Source organism: Photobacterium sp. BZF1 (assembly GCF_014349205.1).
GTDB lineage: Bacteria > Pseudomonadota > Gammaproteobacteria > Enterobacterales > Vibrionaceae > Photobacterium.
Genome location: NZ_JACSOF010000001.1, coordinates 44,137 through 63,707, shown reverse-complemented (window position 1 = coordinate 63,707; position 19,571 = coordinate 44,137). Strand labels below are relative to the sequence as shown.

Annotated in this window: 20 protein-coding genes and 1 riboswitch; of the genes, 7 read left to right on the top strand and 13 right to left on the bottom strand. The window is 45.8% G+C overall.

Going from position 1 to position 19,571, the window contains the following annotated elements; genetic code table 11:
- Nucleotides 1–34: 34 nt before the first annotated feature.
- Nucleotides 35–574, bottom strand: coding sequence for a peroxiredoxin family protein (locus tag BIZ37_RS00295; protein WP_187459807.1), 540 nt, complete (start codon nt 572–574; stop codon nt 35–37).
- A gap of 170 nt (nt 575–744) precedes the next feature.
- A complete protein-coding gene (locus tag BIZ37_RS00290; protein WP_187459806.1) occupies nt 745–1,035 on the bottom strand; it encodes a putative quinol monooxygenase in 291 nt (96 codons plus the stop codon).
- A gap of 275 nt (nt 1,036–1,310) precedes the next feature.
- Between BIZ37_RS00290 and BIZ37_RS00285 the strand changes: the two genes are divergently transcribed.
- Nucleotides 1,311–2,162, top strand: a complete 852-nt coding sequence (locus BIZ37_RS00285) for a GNAT family N-acetyltransferase (protein WP_187459805.1) — start codon at nt 1,311–1,313, stop codon at nt 2,160–2,162.
- An 81-nt stretch (nt 2,163–2,243) separates the two neighbouring features.
- Here the strand turns inward: BIZ37_RS00285 and BIZ37_RS00280 are convergent, their stop codons facing one another.
- Together BIZ37_RS00280 and BIZ37_RS00275 are read right to left on the bottom strand one after the other, a co-directional pair.
- Complete coding sequence (locus BIZ37_RS00280; RefSeq protein ID WP_187459804.1) at nt 2,244–3,257, bottom strand: GGGtGRT protein; 1,014 nt, start codon at nt 3,255–3,257, stop codon at nt 2,244–2,246.
- A gap of 82 nt (nt 3,258–3,339) precedes the next feature.
- Entirely contained in the window at nt 3,340–4,032 is a 693-nt protein-coding gene (locus BIZ37_RS00275) for an iron-sulfur cluster assembly scaffold protein (RefSeq protein WP_187459803.1), read from the bottom strand.
- Nucleotides 4,033–4,160: 128 nt separating this feature from the next.
- A riboswitch (Fluoride riboswitch) is annotated at nt 4,161–4,224 on the bottom strand.
- A gap of 272 nt (nt 4,225–4,496) precedes the next feature.
- On the opposite strand from BIZ37_RS00275, the gene BIZ37_RS00270 reads away from it, so the two are divergent.
- Together BIZ37_RS00270 and BIZ37_RS00265 are read left to right on the top strand one after the other, a co-directional pair.
- The gene (locus BIZ37_RS00270) at nt 4,497–4,919 is read left to right on the top strand and encodes a hypothetical protein (RefSeq protein ID WP_187459802.1); all 423 of its coding nucleotides are present in this window, start codon (nt 4,497–4,499) and stop codon (nt 4,917–4,919) included.
- Between the two features lie 329 nt (nt 4,920–5,248).
- A complete protein-coding gene (locus tag BIZ37_RS00265; RefSeq protein WP_187459801.1) occupies nt 5,249–5,929 on the top strand; it encodes a hypothetical protein in 681 nt (226 codons plus the stop codon).
- A 57-nt stretch (nt 5,930–5,986) separates the two neighbouring features.
- Here BIZ37_RS00265 and BIZ37_RS00260 read toward each other — a convergent pair whose 3' ends face one another.
- The 6 genes from BIZ37_RS00260 to ltnD form a co-directional block, all read right to left on the bottom strand.
- On the bottom strand, nt 5,987–7,489 hold the full coding sequence (locus tag BIZ37_RS00260) for an SLC13 family permease (RefSeq protein WP_187459851.1): 1,503 nt from the start codon (nt 7,487–7,489) through the stop codon (nt 5,987–5,989).
- A complete protein-coding gene (gene denD, locus BIZ37_RS00255) occupies nt 7,489–8,457 on the bottom strand; it encodes a D-erythronate dehydrogenase (protein WP_187459800.1) in 969 nt (322 codons plus the stop codon). Before denD ends, BIZ37_RS00260 begins: the two co-directional genes overlap by 1 nt.
- A gap of 72 nt (nt 8,458–8,529) precedes the next feature.
- Complete coding sequence (gene otnI, locus BIZ37_RS00250; RefSeq protein ID WP_187459799.1) at nt 8,530–9,306, bottom strand: 2-oxo-tetronate isomerase; 777 nt, start codon at nt 9,304–9,306, stop codon at nt 8,530–8,532.
- A complete protein-coding gene (locus BIZ37_RS00245; protein WP_187459798.1) occupies nt 9,306–9,938 on the bottom strand; it encodes an aldolase in 633 nt (210 codons plus the stop codon). Before BIZ37_RS00245 ends, otnI begins: the two co-directional genes overlap by 1 nt.
- Complete coding sequence (otnK, locus tag BIZ37_RS00240) at nt 9,931–11,190, bottom strand: 3-oxo-tetronate kinase (RefSeq protein ID WP_187459797.1); 1,260 nt, start codon at nt 11,188–11,190, stop codon at nt 9,931–9,933. The genes BIZ37_RS00245 and otnK overlap by 8 nt, the downstream gene beginning before the upstream one ends.
- Before the next feature lie 2 nt (nt 11,191–11,192).
- On the bottom strand, nt 11,193–12,098 hold the full coding sequence (ltnD, locus tag BIZ37_RS00235; protein WP_187459796.1) for an L-threonate dehydrogenase: 906 nt from the start codon (nt 12,096–12,098) through the stop codon (nt 11,193–11,195).
- A gap of 299 nt (nt 12,099–12,397) precedes the next feature.
- On the opposite strand from ltnD, the gene BIZ37_RS00230 reads away from it, so the two are divergent.
- The gene (locus BIZ37_RS00230; protein ID WP_107296270.1) at nt 12,398–13,156 is read left to right on the top strand and encodes a DeoR/GlpR family DNA-binding transcription regulator; all 759 of its coding nucleotides are present in this window, start codon (nt 12,398–12,400) and stop codon (nt 13,154–13,156) included.
- Nucleotides 13,157–13,415: 259 nt separating this feature from the next.
- Nucleotides 13,416–14,138, top strand: coding sequence for a hypothetical protein (locus BIZ37_RS00225; RefSeq protein ID WP_187459795.1), 723 nt, complete (start codon nt 13,416–13,418; stop codon nt 14,136–14,138).
- Between the two features lie 7 nt (nt 14,139–14,145).
- Here the strand turns inward: BIZ37_RS00225 and BIZ37_RS00220 are convergent, their stop codons facing one another.
- Nucleotides 14,146–14,667 (bottom strand): RNA methyltransferase, encoded by a 522-nt coding sequence (locus BIZ37_RS00220; RefSeq protein ID WP_107296272.1) that lies wholly within the window; start codon nt 14,665–14,667, stop codon nt 14,146–14,148.
- 249 nt (nt 14,668–14,916) lie between these two features.
- Between BIZ37_RS00220 and BIZ37_RS00215 the strand changes: the two genes are divergently transcribed.
- On the top strand, nt 14,917–17,286 hold the full coding sequence (locus tag BIZ37_RS00215) for an ATP-binding protein (RefSeq protein WP_187459794.1): 2,370 nt from the start codon (nt 14,917–14,919) through the stop codon (nt 17,284–17,286).
- Nucleotides 17,287–17,366: 80 nt separating this feature from the next.
- Here the strand turns inward: BIZ37_RS00215 and BIZ37_RS00210 are convergent, their stop codons facing one another.
- A complete protein-coding gene (locus tag BIZ37_RS00210; protein WP_255526635.1) occupies nt 17,367–18,215 on the bottom strand; it encodes a DMT family transporter in 849 nt (282 codons plus the stop codon).
- On the opposite strand from BIZ37_RS00210, the gene BIZ37_RS30360 reads away from it, so the two are divergent.
- Nucleotides 18,100–18,369: a hypothetical protein gene (locus tag BIZ37_RS30360; RefSeq protein WP_255526637.1), complete on the top strand. Its 270-nt coding sequence runs from the start codon at nt 18,100–18,102 to the stop codon at nt 18,367–18,369. The two genes, BIZ37_RS00210 and BIZ37_RS30360, sit on opposite strands and share 116 nt — an antisense overlap.
- 105 nt (nt 18,370–18,474) lie before the next feature.
- On the opposite strand, the gene BIZ37_RS00205 is transcribed toward BIZ37_RS30360, so the two are convergent.
- Nucleotides 18,475–19,536: an isopenicillin N synthase family oxygenase gene (locus BIZ37_RS00205; RefSeq protein WP_222939529.1), complete on the bottom strand. Its 1,062-nt coding sequence runs from the start codon at nt 19,534–19,536 to the stop codon at nt 18,475–18,477.
- Nucleotides 19,537–19,571: the final 35 nt, after the last annotated feature.

Below are 19,571 nucleotides of genomic sequence, written 5' to 3'. Positions count from 1 at the left end.
GCTGGAGTTCCGCCTTCATCTTTTTTTCAGTTAATCAATAATCCAACGTACCGCGGATTGGGTAGTGGTTGTCAGGGTTTCTGATCCAAGCAAGACCGCGGGTTAAAGCGCCAAGTTCAGGACGGACAAATGGGTTGTTGGATATGTCGACCACGTGCAACTTTCCGTGTTCGTTGACCACAAACAAGCCCGGCTCGGCAAAGTTATGGTCTGTTTCCTGCTCGGAACGCGGCAGGGAAATGTAAACACCTAAGGTTTTCATTTGCTCTTCAGTTAGCCCGTAAGCAATAGGGAAAGAGATATCGAGTTTTTCAAGGTGGGCTTCTAGCTGCGCTTTAGAGTCTGCAGAGACCGCGAGGATATCAACCCCAGCATCTGCGAAAGCTTGTTTGTAATTTTCAAGATCATTGAGGTACTGGGTACAAAGAGGGCAATGCTTGCCACGGTAGACAAATACGGCTTGCCAAGTTGCATCACCTTGAGGCTCGCCCAGTTTTACTTCAGAGCCATCGAGGGTTGTTGCTGTTAGGGCAGGGAAATCGTTACCTGCTTTGAGCTTCACCGAATAATCCATGTTTCACTCCATTGGTATAGATTGTTTGAATTACAGTGCTCATTGTGGACACGAATACCACTATCTTCAAGTAGTTAACTTTTAGTAACCTGCTTAGATGAGATGTATAAATCCATCGCCGCAATAAGCGGCGATGGGTAATTTTTTTGGGCGTGATTAAGAGCGGTAATTTAAGCGATTTGAGTCATTTCGTTTACGGTAAATTGTTCTACGCACCCTTCAGTTGCAGCCAAGTAATCAGCAAGGTGCTTGTTGCCCATGTGCTGTTGCCATAATTCACGTGATGTCCAGTTTTCAAAAAACAGGAAGTGCGCTGGGTTTTCATTGTCTTGGTGAAGATCGTAGTTGATGCAACCATCTTCGGCTCGGGTCACATCGATAAGCTTTAATAGCTCTGCTTTGACGAGTTCAATTTTATCTTGTTTGGCAATGATGTTGGCAACAATGGTTAGCTTAGTCATGGGACTTCCTCTATTCGAAAAAACAATGTTTGTCTGTAACGCCGGCGTGTGCCGTGCTGATGTAATGAATAGTAGATGCAGTAAGCCTGTCTGAGAACAGGAGAACCTTTGATATATTCTCAAATGAAATTTGAAAATAAACCATACTTTTCTGCTAGTAGCCCGAGCCAGTTTGACCCGTTACGCTAGTTATTAGCCCCCCTCTACCCAATTCAAGTACAAATATAATCTACCATTAGCATATTAGGGTGGGGCAAGAGTAAAGGTGGGAAAACATGGCAGAAGAAAACTATCACATCAAAGTTATGTCGAAGCAGGATCTAGCAAAAGCGGTAGATTGGGCGGCTGCTGAAGGTTGGAATCCGGGGCTACATGATATCGAGTCATTCCATGCGGCAGATCCGAATGGCTTTCTAATGGGTTTTCTCGGTGATGAGGCGATAGCCTCAATCTCTGTAGTGAAGTATGACAACAGCTATGGCTTTCTGGGTTTCTATATCGTAAAGCCCGAGTTTCGAGGCAAAGGTTATGGTCTCAAGCTGTGGCAGGCAGGGCTGAAATATCTCGAAGGCTGTAATGTGGGTTTAGACGGCGTTGTTGAGCAGCAGGGCAACTATAAACAATCAGGATTTAAACTCGCTTATGGCAATATCCGTTTTGAAGGCTTTGGTGGAGGTGATGAGCCTGAAGGTATTGGCTTGGTTGATCTCAATGAACTGCCATTTAGTGAAGTTCAGGACTATGATTCCGCTTTTTTCCCTACGGAAAGGCATGTTTTTTTAAAACACTGGATAGGACAAACTGGATCTAGTGCATTGGGTATTAAACAAGCAGGTAAACTGGTGGGTTATGGAGTGATCCGCCCATGTCGAAATGGCTTTAAGATCGGGCCGCTTTTTGCCAATGATGCCTTGTTGGCTGGGGAACTCTTTCTCGCCCTTAAGTCCAAAGCAACGCCAACAGATAATATTTATCTGGATGTGCCGGAAGTTAACCTAGCTGGTGTGGCTTTGGCTGAAAAATACAGCATGGAGCCTGTTTTTACTACCGCCCGCATGTATACCGGCGAAACCCCTGAGATTTCAGTCAACCGTACTTTCGGTGTCACCACTTTCGAACTCGGTTAGAAGGTGCAATAGCCAGCCCAACCTTTTTAGTTTCATGTCCAAAGGTTGGGCCAAAGTTTAGATAGTTTGAACAAGCTTTTCTTAATGAGTAGCTGGTTTCAAAGCCTGCTCAATAGCTACAGCTACCGCAACCGTTGCGCCAACCATCGGGTTGTTGCCCATACCTACCAACCCCATCATCTCAACATGGGCTGGTACGGATGATGAGCCAGCAAATTGGGCATCACAGTGCATCCTTCCCATGGTATCTGTCATTCCATAAGAAGCTGGGCCAGCTGCCACATTATCGGGGTGGAGTGTACGGCCAGTGCCACCACCTGATGCGACCGAAAAATACGGTTTGCTTTGTTCCAAGCATTCTTTCTTATAAGTACCTGCGACGGGGTGTTGGAAGCGGGTAGGGTTGGTTGAGTTGCCCGTTATCGAAATGTCGACGTTTTCTCGATGCATAATAGCTACGCCTTCCTGAACATCGTCGGCACCATAGCAGTTGATTTCGCCTCGTGGTCCCTGTGAGAAGCGGCGCTCTGAGACAACAGCGAGCTTTCCTGTGTCGTAATCATACTGGGTTTGGACATAGTTAAAGCCATTGATTCGGGAAATTAAGTAGGCAGCATCTTTGCCAAGACCATTGAGGATCACCCGGAGTGGTTGGCGGCGAACTTTATTGGCATTGAGGGCAATTTTGATTGCGCCCTCTGCCGCAGCATAAGACTCATGGCCGGCGAGAAAACAGAAGCATTGTGTATCTTCACTGAGTAGGCGTGCGGCTAATTTCCCGTGTCCTAATCCTACCATACGTTGGTCAGCTACCGAGCCTGGGATACAGAAGGCTTGCAAGCCTTGCCCGATATCTTCTGCCGCTTCAGCGGCGCTTTGGCATTCATCTTTTAATGCAATGGCGGCCCCTAGAACATACGCCCAAGCTGCATTTTCAAATGCAATAGGTTGGGTTTCTTTGACGATTTCGTAAGGGTTAACCTTGTGTTCTATACAATAGTCTAGGGCGTCGTTCAGAGAGGTGAAGCCGTACTGTTCCAGCAATGGCTGGATTTGGTTAATGCGGCGGTCGTAGTTTTCGAATAAAGCGGCCATGATGATGTCCTCGGGAAATTTAATTCTTGCTATACGGTTAGTGACACTGTCACTCTTGGTGCAAAGGTAATCACTAATCTCGTTATTGCCGGCGTGGGTCAATGGTTTTGACTGCCTCGTCGAATCGACCATATTGGCCAGTTGCCAACTGCATCGCTTCGTCGGCAGCGGTTCCTTTGGCGATGGATTCCATCATTTTCCCAAGGTTGACGAAGCGGTAACCGATAATTTCATCATTTTTATCTAAGGCCAGTTCGGTTACATACCCTTCGGCCATTTCCATATAACGTGGCCCCTTGGCACTCGTACCGTAATGGGTGCCTACCTGGCTGCGTAAGCCTTTCCCTAAATCTTCAAGACCGGCACCAATGGGTAGGCCATCCAATGAGAAGGCGGTTTGAGTTCGGCCATAGACATACTGCAGGAAGATTTCGCGCATCGCGACGTTGATGGCATCACACACCAAATCAGTATTCAGTGCCTCAAGAATGGTTTTGCCAGTGATAAGTTCGGAAGCCATTGCCGCAGAGTGGGTCATGCCCGAACAGCCAATAGTCTCAATAAGGGCCTCTTCGATAACGCCGTCTTTGACATTAAGGGTAAGTTTGGCCGCGCCTTGCTGAGGCGCACAAGTGCCGACGCCGTGGCTGACCCCGGAAATAGCGATAACATCTTTGGGGTGAACCCAGCGCCCTTCGACAGGGATAGGGGATGATTGGTGTTGAGGCCCTCTCTGGATTGGGCACATGTTCTGGATTTCAGTTGAATATTGCATTGCTTTTGCTCATCTCTAACAGGTGTATTTTTGAGCAAAGAATGGAGGAGGAGTTTTAACGCTAACAACATACCTAGATGCACTGTGAGAGCACAGTGTCATTAAGGATCCCCGGCCATTCATTGCCGTTGTTGTTAGACGTCATCATCCCAGTAGGGCGGTTAAAGGAGGAACATCATCTCCCATCAACAAATGCTTTGTTGATGTGGTTAACTATACGCCGGTGGCGAGAAAATGAACTATCTGAATAAAGAATCCTAGATTGCAAAACTGGAATAGTTTTTTTGCTCTAGTTGAAATGTAAGGGGATTTTTCGAGGGTTACCAACAATTCAATCACTTAATCAGTACCATTAATATCTCTAGGGTTTTTGACTGTCCGCTTGACGAAATTTTACAGAAATCGAACATTGTTTTTCACTGGGGAAAGTAACCTAGCGCCATAAAAAAGAGTGGAGCTAAACCATGAAACTACTACTTAGAGCGGAATCAAAGCAACTGCCTAAAAATAAGCAATCATTGACAAAAGTCCTGATGACGAGCGCTATCGCGGTGATCATTGCCACTGCGGGGATAACTGTACCCAATGTAGCAGAGGCAAAAGGGCATAAACATCACCACCATCATCACCACCACAAACACAAGCATCATAAGCACAAGCACAAACATAAGCACCATGTCGTGGTGGTGAAGAAAAAGCCGCCTAAAAAGAAACATAAGAAAGTTGTGGTTGTACATAAATACCCCAAGCACCGTCATTATCACCGTAGCCGTCTTCCTGAAATCGCTACTTTTGCTGTGATTGCAGGTGCGACCTACGCCATTATCGACAATCACTACTACAAGCGTCGTGGTGATAATTATGAATATGTGGCTAAACCACGATAGCTTTCCCAGATGCCCTGTCGAACAGGGCATCACGTTGTTATATACAACAATTGTTTACTTGAGGTACTAGTGGCTCAGGTATCTTTCTTGAGTTAGGTATCTTGCTTGAGTTTTGAGCAGTGTTCATAATTATTGATGCCAGATAACAACTTTTTGCTTTTCATCTGTTATAGTCCTCGCATCAAGTATAAATTTGCTAACTAAGCCTCTAAAAGAAAATCGCGGTATTTGGTGATTTAGGGGAAGAATAAAAATAATAACTTTTCTTGCTAAAATATTGAACGGTGTTTTATATTTGCGGTGAGTTAACTTAACCAGTTGGTGTTAGGATGAAAAAATTTGCGTTAATGGCAATCTTATCGATGCTTCTTTTCGGGTGTGCTAGCCCAAGTAAAGATGAACCTTCAAAGGTGATCCCGATGGATTTACAGAAGAGCGAGCTGATTCAGGTACTCAGTGAAAAAGCAGCGACACAGGCTCTTAATGTTCAGTATCTGCTTAAAGATGCTGAGATGACCAATAAAGATATGGTTGATTTTAGAGAGCAGCTGATTTTGGCGCTAGGGCAGGAACAAATAAACTACAGCTTTATTCCACAATCGGAATTCGAAAACCTTTCTGCAATCGCGAAAGAGAAGCCCAACGGTTGCTTCGTGAAAGAGAATTATGAGTACTACAGCCCTCAACTACAAGAAGACGTTATTTTTGTCGTAAAGAGTATACGTGTGTGTGCAAAAGAAGATAATTATGTGGCACTTGATACCAGCATTGGTGATTTTAAGATAGATGTGAAATATGGAGATACAGTGATGGCAACCTCGCGGCATGCATCATATTTTCATAACTATGTGAAAATCAGTGATCATTCATACTCTTCTCTTTCAGTAGCTAAGCTGACATTGAATGAAAATCTGTTGTCGTTCGAGACTGAGTCAGGACTTGTATTTGAGGTTGATAAGAAAGGCATTGTCACCCAGAGTGATATTGGGCTGATTGGTGTCATTCATTAACAGTGAAATAGAAAAGGGAGGCATTTTGCCTCCCTTAAAATGACACTCTACCAATGGTTAGGAGTTAGTGGGTGCGAGGTGTTCACTATTTTTCTTGTCATAAGAACGAATAAAGAAGTAGCAACCAACTAATACCAGCAACGGTAGCAATGGATCGATAATTGAACCTTGTGAACCGAATACTAGATTTAACACCATTACTAAGGTCCCACCAATCGCCCAGGCAATGGTCGTAGGGATAGTCCAGATAACAAGTTGCTTCTTCACTTCGGTCACACCCATTAAGCGGTTGACGATGTGGAACAACGAATCATTGAAATAGCCAGCAAATAAGCTCCCCATAGTGGCAGCGGTGGCGGCAAAGAGTAAGTTTACGTCTGGGATTTCGATAAGAACAGGGGCCGAGATAGAGGCTGCCGTAATCATCGATACAGTACCACTACCCTGTATTATACGGACCAAGGTCGCAATGATGAATGGGATCATGATTGGTGAAATGGGTAATGATGCAACTTGGTTGGCAATTTCTGCACCCGCCCCAGTTTCACGAAGTACTGCACCAAGTGCACCACCGGCACCGGTAACAAGTAAAATGATCCCGCAGGTTGAGATACCTTCTTCTAATTTTTCTGTGACTTGTTCTTTGCTTAGATGATTCCCTAGTGTGTAGATTGCAAGTAAGGTTGCAATAGATAGAGCGATAACCGGACTACCTACGAAATCAATGAATTGGCCAATAACACTCTGAGATAAACCTTCAAAACCAAAGTTGCTTTCGAACAATGCCATCAGGGATTTAAATAGAATCAATACAATTGGGACGATGATTGGTGCAATTGAGCGCCCAAGTGTCGGTAAGTTCTTATTTTCCTTGCTGGCTAGGTAGTCAGTATGATCTTTGGCAAGTTGTTCATCTGTTTTACTCAGGTGCTCTACAGGTACAAATTCAGGGAAGTGCTTTTCAAGCCAGCGAGCGTACCAAACAATACCCATGATACATGGAGCCGCCACGGCAAGACCAAAGCCAAGCATTGATGCCAAATCAACCCCGAAGATACTGGCTACACCAAGGGGGCCAGGAGTCGGTGGTATTGCGTGGTGGGCTACAACTAGGCCACCGGCTAGAGCAACAGTCAAGGTCAAGATAGAGCGCTGTGATGTCTTAGAAAGAGACTTGGCAATTGGGTAGAGGATAATTAAAGCACTGTCTACGAAAACGGGAATAGAGACTATGTATCCAGTTACTGCCAAAGCGGTCTCTTCTTTCTTTTTCCCTAACCACTTGATGAAATGGTAGGCAATAGATTCGCCGGCTCCAGTTGTTTCAAGGATTGCGCCCATCATTACACCAAGACCGATGACAATACCTATTCCACCTAGGGTGCCACCAAACCCAGCACTGATAGTCGACATGGTGTCATTAACACTGAGACCTCCGATGATACCAGCGATACATGCAGCTGCTAGCATGGCAATAAGCACGTGAACCTTTGTACGAAGTACTAGAAAAACCAATACCGCGACAGCAATAATTAGGCCGACAACAGAAGTTGGAAGAATCATAATGTTGCCTCCGTTTCTTTATTCTCTGAATTTAGGAAATGGGCTAGCACCTCAGTGAAGTTGCTGTCTGCCACAAAGCCAAGAGTTTTCTCAATATCATTATTGATGCACTGCGGCCAGCTGCTAACGATGCGGTTAATTTGAGCATCGGCCTCAAAGGATATGTAATGCGATAAGTCTTTACCGACAACGGCATTCATGTTCGCAATCATCTCTGACGGGGTAACTTGAAATCCCGGGAGGTTAAGTGTTCGGAAACTTAACTGATTGAGTTGTTGTGTTGAGATAAAGCCTGCGCGAGCGATGTTCTCTACAACTTTGTTTGGGCTAGAGATCCATAGCTTCAACTCAGGATCGACAGGGCAGTTTGACTCTTGGCCATTTAAAGGTTCGCGGATGATTCCACTGACAAAAGAGCTTGCGGCCTTATTTGGTTTGCCCGGGCGTATACAAATTGTAGGTAGCCTTACTGTAACAGCATCAACATACCCTTTGCGTGCATAATCGTTAACAAGCAATTCGCCAATGGCCTTTTGTGTGCCATAACTCGATACAGGTTGCATGGCGGTCATAGGTAGAATTTCATCCGGCAGGGTGCCACCGAACACAGCCAATGAACTGGAGAAAACAAAACGAATTGCCGGATTGGTCTGACGGCATTTTTCCAGTAGCAGTTGGGTAGTTTCTAGGTTGACTGACATTCCAAGGTCGAAGTCTTCCTCGGCATGGCTCGACACAATGGCCGCTAAATGAAAAACATGGGTGACTTTATCGGTAATCACTTGGTCAACATTGTGAGGGAGAGTCATATCGATATTAATGGATTCAAGCCTTGGATCTGTGCCAACTAATTTTGATTCCTGAATATCGACAAGGGTGATTTTATTAACATCATTGTTCTTTAGGAGGGATTCGGCAAGTAGGGTACCGATAAATCCAGCTCCGCCGGTAATCACTATATTCATTTTCATTCCCTGTTTTTTCACGTCGTTTGATTGAAGTAGCCAACCTGTGGCTACTTATAATTTGTTATTGATTTATAAATAAGGTTGAACCCATTGCAGACCCGCCTGGGTGTTTGTTCTAGGGTTGTACTCGCATCCAATCCAACCGATGTAGCCTGACTCGTCCAACATATTGAACAGGTGAGGGTAGTTAAGCTCGCCCTCACTTGGCTCGTGTCGTTCAGGCACCGAAGCAATCTGGATATGGCCGGTGTAGTTAGCCAAATCACGGATAAGTACAGATAAGTCACCATCCATAATTTGGGCGTGGTAGAGGTCCAGCTGCAGCTTCACATTCGGACGATCAACCTGCTTAATAAGTTCAACCGCCTCACGCTGGCGTGAGATGAAGTACCCAGGCACATCACGGTTGTTCAGTGGCTCAATCATTAGTTCAATGCCGTGTTCAGCAAACACATCAGCGGCAAAACGAATGTTGCTAATGAAGGTGTCAACATGTTGTTGGTAGCTAAAGGCGTTATCGACAATACCTGACATTGCGTGAACTTTTTTACAGCCTAGGGTGAGAGCGTAGTTCAATGCCGTGTCGACACTGGCACGGAACTCATCTTCACGGCCAGGGATTGCGGCAAAGCCACGCTCGCCAGCATCCCAATCACCCGGAGGCATATTGAACAATGCTTGTTCGAAGCCATATTTCTTTAGTTCACTCGCAAGCACTTCAGCATCAAAGGCATATGGGAAAAGGTATTCCACGGCCTTAAAACCGGCTTGGTGTGCTTGCTCAAAGCGCTCTAAAAAAGGTACTTCGGTAAATAGCATGGTGAGATTTGCTGCGAACTTAGCCATTATTTGCCTCTCCCTTGTAGGTCAGTAATTTCTTCTTGGCTTAGGTATCTGATTGGTTTGCCATCTAACATCAATGCGAGTTTCGCGGTTTCTTCCAATTCTTCGGCATTGTCGACGGCATCAATAAGGTCGCTACCTGTAACAACTGGGCCGTGGTTAGCTAGCAAGAAGGCACGGTAATCTTTAGCCCGTTTTGCTAACTCTTCAGCGATGCGAGGATCCCCCGGACGTAGGTAAGGGATCACGGGTAGTTTCCCTATACGCATAACGAAATAAGGCGTGAACGGCTTAATAGCATTGTCGGTATCCAGTCCTTGCAAACACGAAAGTGCTGTTAGGTAGGTCGAGTGCAAATGAACAATGGCATTGCATTCACTGTTGTTTCGGTAAATCGCCAAGTGGAACGCGACTTCTTTCGAAGGGCGGTCACCTGAAATATGGTTACCGTCAATATCCACAACCGATAAACGCTCCGCATCCAAACGGCCAAAAGAAGAGCCTGTTGGTGTGGCGAGAAAGTGCCCGTTAGGCAGTTTGAGAGAAAGGTTACCCGCGCCGCCGGTGGCGTAACCTCGTTCGAACATCGAGCGAGCAAGCGTTACCATTTGCTCCCTGAGTTGTTGTTCAGTCATGGTAGAACCCTTGTGCCGTTTCAAAGAAGTTGACGTCACCAAAGTTGCCTGATTTCAGTGCCAGTGACAGGTTGCTGTCTACCGCTTTGACCCAAGGCACACCCGGTGCAATCTGAGGGCCGATATGGAAACCTTTAACACCAAGGCTTTGGGTTACAACACCGGATGTTTCGCCGCCCGCGACAATGAAGTTCTCTACGCCATTCTCTTTTAGCTGGTGGGCTAGTTGGCTGAATAATTGTTCAACCGCTTGGCTGGACGCCTGAGCGCCATATTGAGCTTGGATAGCTTTTAGTACTTCTGGCTCTGCGGTGGCATAAACCATAGGTGCGAAGCCAGCATCAAGGTTTTCAAGCACCCACTTGAAGATGGATTCACAGTAATCTTGCTGCTCAAGGCACGCTTTAACATCCAATGCTAGACTTGGTGCTTTTTTAGCGTAAGTGGCAACTTGTTGATTGGTCATGACTGAACAGGAACCTGATAGAACCACAGTCTTGGCTTGTTGAGGTTTACCGGCTTCTTTTGCTGATGACTGGTCACTTAAATTTTCGGCCCAGTTTTTGGCAATACCTGACGCAAGACCAGAGCCGCCTGTTACCAATTTGAGTGATTTTGCTGCTTCACCCAATGTTTCAAGGTGGGCTTGGTTGAAGGAATCAACAACCGCATAGCGCTGGCCTTCTTGGGCAATGGCCAAGAAGCGTTCTGTAACAGCCTGCGCCCCTTGCTCGATAGTTTGGTAGTTAACCAGGCCTGTTGTCCCTGTCGATTGTGCGTCCATCAAACGTACAAGGCTTGAATCTGTCATCGGGGTAACTGGGTGGTTACGCATACCCGAGTCAGAAAGTAATTCACCCATGACAAACAAGTGGCCATTGAATACAGTACGCCCGTTAACCGGTAGTGCAGGGCAAACGATAGTGAATTCTTCATTTAGGGCTTCGAGCAAGGCATCGGTGACAGGGCCGATATTGCCTTCGCGAGTACTGTCGAATGTTGAGCAGTATTTAAAGTAGAACTGTTGGCAGCCTTGCTGCTGTAGCCAGTTAAGGGCTTCAACTGAGGTTTCGATAGCCTCGTTAACAGGGCAAGAACGTGATTTTAGGCTGATAACGACCGCATCGGCGTCAATATCTATCTTGGTTTCTGGGACACCATTGAGTTGAATGGTGCGCATGCCGTTTTCAACGAGAAAGCCAGCAATATCTGTTGCGCCGGTAAAATCGTCAGCTATAACTCCTAGTAACATGGTTATTGCTCCTTCTTAGGCAGTTCGATACCGTCGAAAATCTTAATGACCGCACTGTCGTCTTCCTGGCCAAAACCTGCATTACTGGCGCTGGTGAACATGTTCAGTGCTGTAGAGGCGAGAGGAAGTGGGAATTTCAGATCTTTTGCAGTATCAGAGACAAGGTTGAGATCTTTAACAAAAATGTCGACCATTGATGTCGGTGTGTAGTCGCCATCCACGACGTGCTTCATTCGGTTTTCGAACATCCATGAATTGCCCGCAGCGTTGGTTACCACGTCGTACATTAAATCCAGAGGGATATTGGCTCGGGCGGCAAGGGCCATGGCTTCGGCACCTGCAGCAATGTGAACACCTGCAAGCAGCTGGTGGATAATTTTGACTGTGGCACCCATACCGATCTCGGAGCCAATGTTGTAAACCTTACCTGCTGTTGCATCGAGTACAGGCTTAAGCTTGGTAAAGGCTTCCTCTGGGCCTGATGCCATAATGGTCATTTCACCAATATTGGCTTTCGCCGCTCCACCTGAAACTGGCGCATCAAGCATAATTAATTGATGTTCACTGAGACCGGCCTCAATCGCTTTGGCATCTTCTGCCGAGATAGTCGCAGAAACCATCACAGCAGTACCAGGTTTTAGCTGTGCGGCAAGTTGATTATCAAAAAGTACAGCTTTTGCTTGGCGGGCATTCACAACTAATAGCAAGATTCCATCGAGTACGTTGGCGAAATCAGCACAATTATGCGAAACACCTTTTGCACCTGCTTTTTCGAGTTCTGTGAGGGCTTCAGTGTTTAGATCGACACCATAGGTGTTAAGGCCAGCTTGAATGCAGGATTTAGCAGCACCCATACCCATCGAACCAAGCCCAATTACGGCAACTGATTGTAATTGTTGACTCTCCATTTGCCTCTCCATGTTAACTTTTGTGAATTTGTGTTCTTGTTTGTGATTCTATGATTCTCAATAGGAATATTCTAGGTTTTTCATCACATTTTTTAACATGGTGGGTGAAATGTTTTGTGAATTTTTGACAGGTGATGGTGATTGTTGTTCTTTTTTTGTGTTTATAGTGTTGGCTGTTTGGTTTTCTAGGCAGTGGGGGAGAGCTATTTGATGGTTTTCTCAAAAAATAACAAATGTTCACATTTTGCGGTTTGTGCTGTTAAGATATGTGCAAGATAACTAGATATAGAAGAACCATTATGATTCCGGCAGAACGACAACGAACGATCCTGACTTTGTTAGGTAATCAGGAAGTCATCAGCATTAGTGAATTGACTCACCAACTTGACGTTTCACATATGACTATTCGGCGTGATATCGCCAAGCTAGAGTCTGATGGGCGTGTTATGTCGGTATCGGGTGGGGTGCAACTTACCGAGACAATCCATACCGAGCATTCACATGATGTGAAAATTAACCAGCATCGTAATGAAAAGGCTGATATTGGCTTCTATGCTGCGCAACTGATTAAACCGAATATGACGGTTTATCTCGATGCGGGAACGACGACGCTTGAAATTGCCCATCAGCTTAACCATAGGGATGATCTTTTAGTGATCACGAATGACTTCGCCATAGCTTGTTATTTGATGAACCATTCTGAGTGCAGCATTTATCATACGGGTGGAAAGGTTGATAAGGGAAACCAGTCTTGTGTCGGTCAACAAGCAACGCATATCTTGCGGGAAATGAATATTGATTTGGCTTTCGTTTCAACCTCCTCTTGGAATCAGCGTGGGATCTCAACGCCAAGTGAAGAAAAGGTATTAGTGAAGAAGGCGATTATTGCCTCATCGCAACAAAACTATCTCGTAAGCGACTCGTCAAAATATGGCAAGGTAGCAACGTTTCATGCTGTGGATATCGAGTGCTTTGATAAAGTGATCACTGACAGTGAGTTTCCGGCTAGCTGTATTGATGACTTTAATGAGCGCGGTATTCTGGTGGACGTTGTCTAATTTGTAAGTTCACTGTAGCGGCTTTAGTGTCTCTGCTTGTCGGCAATAGCTCTTAAGATTGTTAGACAAGGATCATAAATCGAACTTAAGTCGCTAACCTGGATAGTTTCTTTTCTATACTGTAACTAAGTGACGTCTTGTCATTTTCTACCTGTACCTTTTCTAATAACCGTTTTTCTCACCCTTCCCAATAACTGATTATCCGTTTTTTAACCTTATCGATGCGTAGGCATCTGTTTTCGATTATTAGGGGGATATTATGCTTGATTTGGCAAATAGCAGCGTGTTGAAGAGTAAGCAGGCAAAAGCGACCACAGCTTCCAATATCATCAAAAACGTAGTTTTGGTCGACTTCATTGAGTTGTATTCACCCGCTGAAATAGAGCTGTTGCAGCAAGCGCAGCAACTCATTGACAATGGTAAAGCCCGTGTACAATCCCTGAAAGAAATACGTAAGCATGAAGAAAAGCAAAGAGAGCGTGTCGAAGCTGTGCTTCATGAAAAAGCATACAACACGGCATTGTCTTCCCTTGAAGAGTTATCCTTGTCAGAGCTGTATTTTATGAGTGCTTGCTTTTCGTATTCATCATCTTCGATTGTTGAGCTGATTCAGGATTATGATCACCAACATTACCTGGCATCAGTGCAGCGATGGTTAGATATTGGCAGTGAAGAAGAGATACATTTCGAACAATCGCCGGAGGAGGTTCGTGAAGAGTGGCAATGTGGAATTGCCAAAGCTGCGGTCGAAATGATCAGTTGGCCATGCTTGAAGTACCACCGGGATTACCAAGAATCCAAGGTGCTGTACGTTGAACCCAAGGGGCTTGGGGATGACTTTCCGCAATCGACTTTTGCCACGGTTATCGAAAATAACCAATCTAACTTAACGGAAGATTGTTTGACCGTCATACAGATGCTCGCTGCGTATGAAAACAATGCAGCGAACGTTAGGAAGATACTTTCTCAATTAGGCCAGTAGTCTGGCCTTATTTTTTATTCGCTTTTTTCACTACGAGGTTGTTACGGTTATCCCGGCTCTGTCGGATAAGTTCATCACCCATAATCACATTTTCTGCTTTTGCTAACCGGTCATAAAGCAGTACGTTTACTGTTGCAGCTAGGTTCATACAACCGACGGTAGGTACGTAAACAACAGCATCGGCCTGATCGACAACCTCCTGGGCAATTGTGCCGTCCTCGGGGCCAAAGACATACAAAGCATTTTCAGGGTGCTCAAAAGCCGGCAGAGCAGTAGCTCCTTCTGCAAGTTCGACACAAACAATCTTGGTGTCGGCAGATAAATCATCCAGTAGCGATTCTACGTTGGTCAGTGGGATCTTATCTGTAATGTCTTTGGTGTCGGTATGGAACTTAGCCGCATATCCGTAGCGGTTGCCCGTATACTTAACAGAATCGACTCGATAGCAGCCTGCTGCACGCATTACCGCCCCAACATTGGTAGGGCTTTTAGGGTTGCTTAGTCCAATACTGACTCGGTTGTTTTTCATTGATGATGTCCGCAGAGCTTGTTACAAGCGCGGCATATTAACAGAGAGAAAATGTAAGTGATAGGCGGATAGGCTATGAGCGAGGCTGTAATCGTATAAAAACCTTATGTTAGTGTGGTTTTTGTTTATAAATGCAGCAAACGATACCTTTTAAGCTTGCACTGCTGCAGTAAACGTAGTCTAAGTCACTAAATCATAATAATTTACTGTCTACACTGGATGTAACTGATTGTTTATGGAGGGAGCCATATGACTATTCATCCGCTAAGCAGTGACAAACTGTATCGCGCCTCAGAACTAAATGGCTTGCCTGAAGATTGTAAGTCGACCAAGAACCTGACCCCACTTGATGAAATCGTAGGTCAAGAACGAGCCCAGAAGGCCGTTGAATTTGCTATGTCTATCAAGGAGAAGGGGTACAACATCTATGCTATTGGCCGTAATGGTCTAGGCAAGCGCACCATGGTGCTGCGCTATCTCAATCGCCATGATCCTAATGGAAATGGCAATCCGCTCTATGATTGGTGTTATGTCGCCAACTTTGAAGAGACTCGAAGCCCCAAAATCCTAAAGCTACCTGCAGGTAGTGGTCATGCTTTTAAGAAAGATATTGAAAAGTTGATGACTCGTTTGGTTAAAGCCCTGCCTTTAGCCTTCGATAACGAAATGTATTACAGCCGTTCGGAAAAGTTGAAAAACCAGCTGACCCAGAAGCAGGAGAGTGCGCTGCTAACGCTGACCCAAGAAGCGAAAGAGCATAGTGTTAGCTTGTCGGTCACAACAACAGGTGAGTATCAGTTAATTGCTCTAAACGGTGAAGAACCCCATACCGAAGAAACTTTTGCTCAGCTATCAGAAGAAGACCAACAGGCGTTTGAAGATACTATCAACGAGCTTGAGCGCCAACTGCGTGGTATTGTCCGTCAACTTACAGAGCTAGAAGAAGAGTTCTCGGATAAGATCCAGAAACTCAACGAAGAAGTTGCACTTGATGTGGTCGCTCATTTCATCAAGACACTTAAAGAAGAGTATAAGTCTCTGCCAGAAGTAATTGCCTATCTAAAGGCGATGCAGGCGGATATTCTCGAAAACCTCGATATCTTCCTCGAAGAAAGCGAAGAGCAGGTTGCGCTGGCATATGCTGCTCTGGACAAGAAAATGCCTCGGCGCTATCAGGTCAATGTGCTGGTTAACCAAGATGGGGCCAAATTCCCGATAGTGGTTGAAGAGAGCCCGAACTACCACTCGATCTTTGGCTACGTTGAGAATGCTACCTATAAAGGTACGGTATTTACTGACTTTTCATTAATCCGTCCGGGTAGCTTGCACAAGGCCAATGGTGGTGTGCTCTTGATGGATGCGGTGAAAGTACTGGAGCGTCCTTATGTATGGGATGGACTGAAACGGGCACTGCGTTCACGCAAGCTCAGTGTAAGCTCTCTTGAGAAGGAAGTGACGCTATCGGGCACTATCTCGTTGGATCCAGAGCCGATCCCGCTGAATGTGAAGATCATCCTGTTCGGTGACTACCAGACCTACCAGTTGCTCCAGCACTATGATCCTGAATTTAGCGAACTATTCCGCGTCACCGCTGATTTTGAAGACGAAATGAACCGTACCGATGAGTCAGAGGCTCAGTATGCCAAGTTCATTTCCAGCATCGTTAATGATAACAAGATGTTACATTGCGATCGCAAGGCGATCGGCAGGATCATTGAATACAGTTCGCGTCAGGCCGATGATCAGAACAAACTGTCATTGCATTCAGCGGATATCGCCAACTTGTTGCGTGAGTCGAACTACGTTGCTAAGTCTTCCAATGCGACCATGATTAGGGCCAACCATGTCGAGCTTGCCCTGAGCAATCAGGAAATGCGGGTAAGCAGGCTCAAAGATCATGTGATGCAGACCTTTACCAACGGGACGACTCTGATTGATACCGACGGAGAAGCGGTCGGACAGGTTAATGGCCTGTCGGTTATCTCGACGTCGGATTATCAGTTTGGCTCACCTAATCGTATCACTGCTACGACATCGTATGGCGAGGGTGGGGTATTTGATATTGAGCGTAGTGTCGATCTGGGTGGCCGTATCCATTCCAAGGGGGTGATGATTCTATCGGCTTACCTTGCATCTGTGTTCGGTCGCAACAAACGTATCCCACTGACCACCCATCTGACGTTTGAGCAGTCTTATGGTGGTGTCGATGGCGATAGCGCGTCGATGGCAGAGCTTTGTGCCATTGTCTCGGCATTCTCGCAAATGCCAATTAGGCAGGGGGTTGCCATCACAGGTTCGATGAACCAGTTTGGCGCCGCACAGCCAATTGGTGGCGTGAACGAGAAAATCGAAGGCTTCTTCGACGTCTGTGCAATCAAGGGGCGGACGTCAGGACAAGGGGTGATTATTCCCCAGTGCAATGTTCATAACTTGATGTTGCGAAAAGATATTGTAGAAGCGGTTGAGAAAGGTGACTTCAATATCTGGGCGATTCGCCATGTTACTGAAGCTATTGAAATTCTAATTGGTCAAACAGCAGGGCAAGCTGGATTGGATGGCATCTATCCGGTCGATAGCGTACTGGGCCAAGCGCAACTGAAACTGAATGCCCTAAGATAAATATCTTTGTTGGTAACACAACAAAAAGACCGCCGATGGCGGTCTTTTTTTTCGAGCTTTATATTAGTGAAATTCTTTTTTTACTTACTCGGTGCTGCCCGCTGGCTGCCAAAAATATTGATAAGCGTACCGATAATAATCAAGCTGCCGCCCAGCAGTGTCCAAACCGAAGGCAATTCATTAAATAGGAATGCGCCTAGCAAGATTGAAAAGACCACTTGGATATAAGAGTAAGCAGTGGCTTTACTTGCCGCTTCTGTTTGCATGGCTTTGGTTAGGCAAACCTGCCCAATTTGAGTAAAGATACCCACCAGTAACAACAAACCAGCTTCAAATAGTGTTGGCATTTGAATATCACCACCCAATAGGAAAAGGGATAGAGGTAGGGCGATGAATGGGAAGTAGAACACGATAACTGAGCTATCTTCACTTTTGCTCAAGCGCTTGACGATGGTGTAGGCAACCGCACTGAAAAATGCGCCAAACATGGCGATACCAACAGCGAAAGTCGGTAGCTCGACAGCGTTACTTGCCAGCATATTGGGTTTAACCGTAATGACTAGGCCAAGAATACTTAGCACGATACAGGCAATGGTTGATAGCTGGATGCGCTCTTTTAGGAACAGCAGGGCGAGCACTGCTGTAAATACCGGGTGTAGGTACTGAAGAATAGTCGCCTCAGCCAACGGCAGATGAGCAATGGCGTAATAGACGCAAATCAGCCCCAGTGTTCCGACGGTTCCCCTAGCGATTAGAAGCGGTTTGTTGTTGCCCCATACCGGAATTTTCTTGCGCTTGATATCAAGATAACTGATGACCAACGAAATGAATGCCCTAGCAGCAACAATTTGGAAAATCGGCATGCCAGTGGAACTGACCAGCTTGACACAGGCAGCCATGAGCGCAAAACCAAGCGCAGAAAGCAGCATGAATCTGAGCCCAACAGGGAGTTGGCCCAGAAAAGAGTTTTTCAGAAAAGAGGGGACAAGGGCTTTGTGCATTGGTGAAATTGAAACCTCAGCTGTAATGCAGCCAAAAAAAGCTGCAAATGATAATGGTAATCGCTGCCGCAAGTTTGCCTGAAAATGGTGCACAACGCATTAGATATGTGTGATGAATTGAGTTTAGCCAGTTGCAATCGCAACCGGCGCTTTTGAAGTGTTAAATGTAACTTGCGAAACAATGAGATTAGTTACCATTGTTATTGTATTGTGCAAATGACTTCTTGTTCTGCGTATTGATGTAGTCGGCAGTGATTACTGGCTCATAACGCACATCATCACTGTCTTTCAGCCCCATATCTTTAGGATCGATGACGGCATCCGGTGTAGGGTCAAAGAAAATAGCGATGGAATGTCTTTCATTACCCGAACGGTTTATCACTCGGTGTAGGTTTGAGCTAAAGCGATCGTTAGACCAGCGGTGCAGCAAGTCACCAACGTTACATACGAGGGTTCCCGGAATAGGGACCGCTGTTACCCATTCATTGTCTTTAGTGAGTACCTCGAGGCCACCATTCATGTCTTGCAACAGCAAGGTGAGAACACCGTAATCAGTGTGAGGGGCTGAGCCGTAGCGCTCTTCAGCTTCGTCTTGTTCAGTTGATACTGGGTAGTAAACCAACTGACCGCGTGCGAGCGGCGTTTGGTAGCGCTTTGCGAAAAAGTCTTTCTCTAACCCAAGCGCAAGTGCGATAGCTGACAAGATCTTGTGTCCTACTTCGCAAGCAGCATCATAGTAAGGGAGTAGGTCAGTTTTCAACTCGGGCGTTGAGTTATCCGGCCAAAGATTATCGGCAATGAGCGGAAGCTCAGAGCGCTTTTTATTCAACTCTTCTGTCCATTGCTCTGGCCCCCAAAAGAAGATCTCTTTTAGATCATGGGTCTTATTGCCTTCCAACGTGGCCATACCCGGAGCCAGCCAACCTCGTTGGCTGGTATTAACAGGGATCTCACCTTTGGCTTCTTGTGGTTTGGCAAAGAAGCCGCGCATTGCCGAACTGGCTTCATTAATGACCTGTTGTGGAATACCGTGATTGGCAATATAGAAAAAGCCTTTGTGGGTAACGGCATCGAGGATCTGGTTGGCGACAGCATCTATATTCTCACCCGCAATCAGCGGTGCGATATCAATGACAGGAATGTCATCGGTTGTAATCGTTCTTGCCACACCATATTCGGCATTCCTGATGGCTTCTATCTGGGCAGTTTTGTTCATTGGAGCGGTTGGGGCAAGGGTATCGGCAGCCATAATCTTCCTCTCGACTAGTTAAACCATTGTCTGAC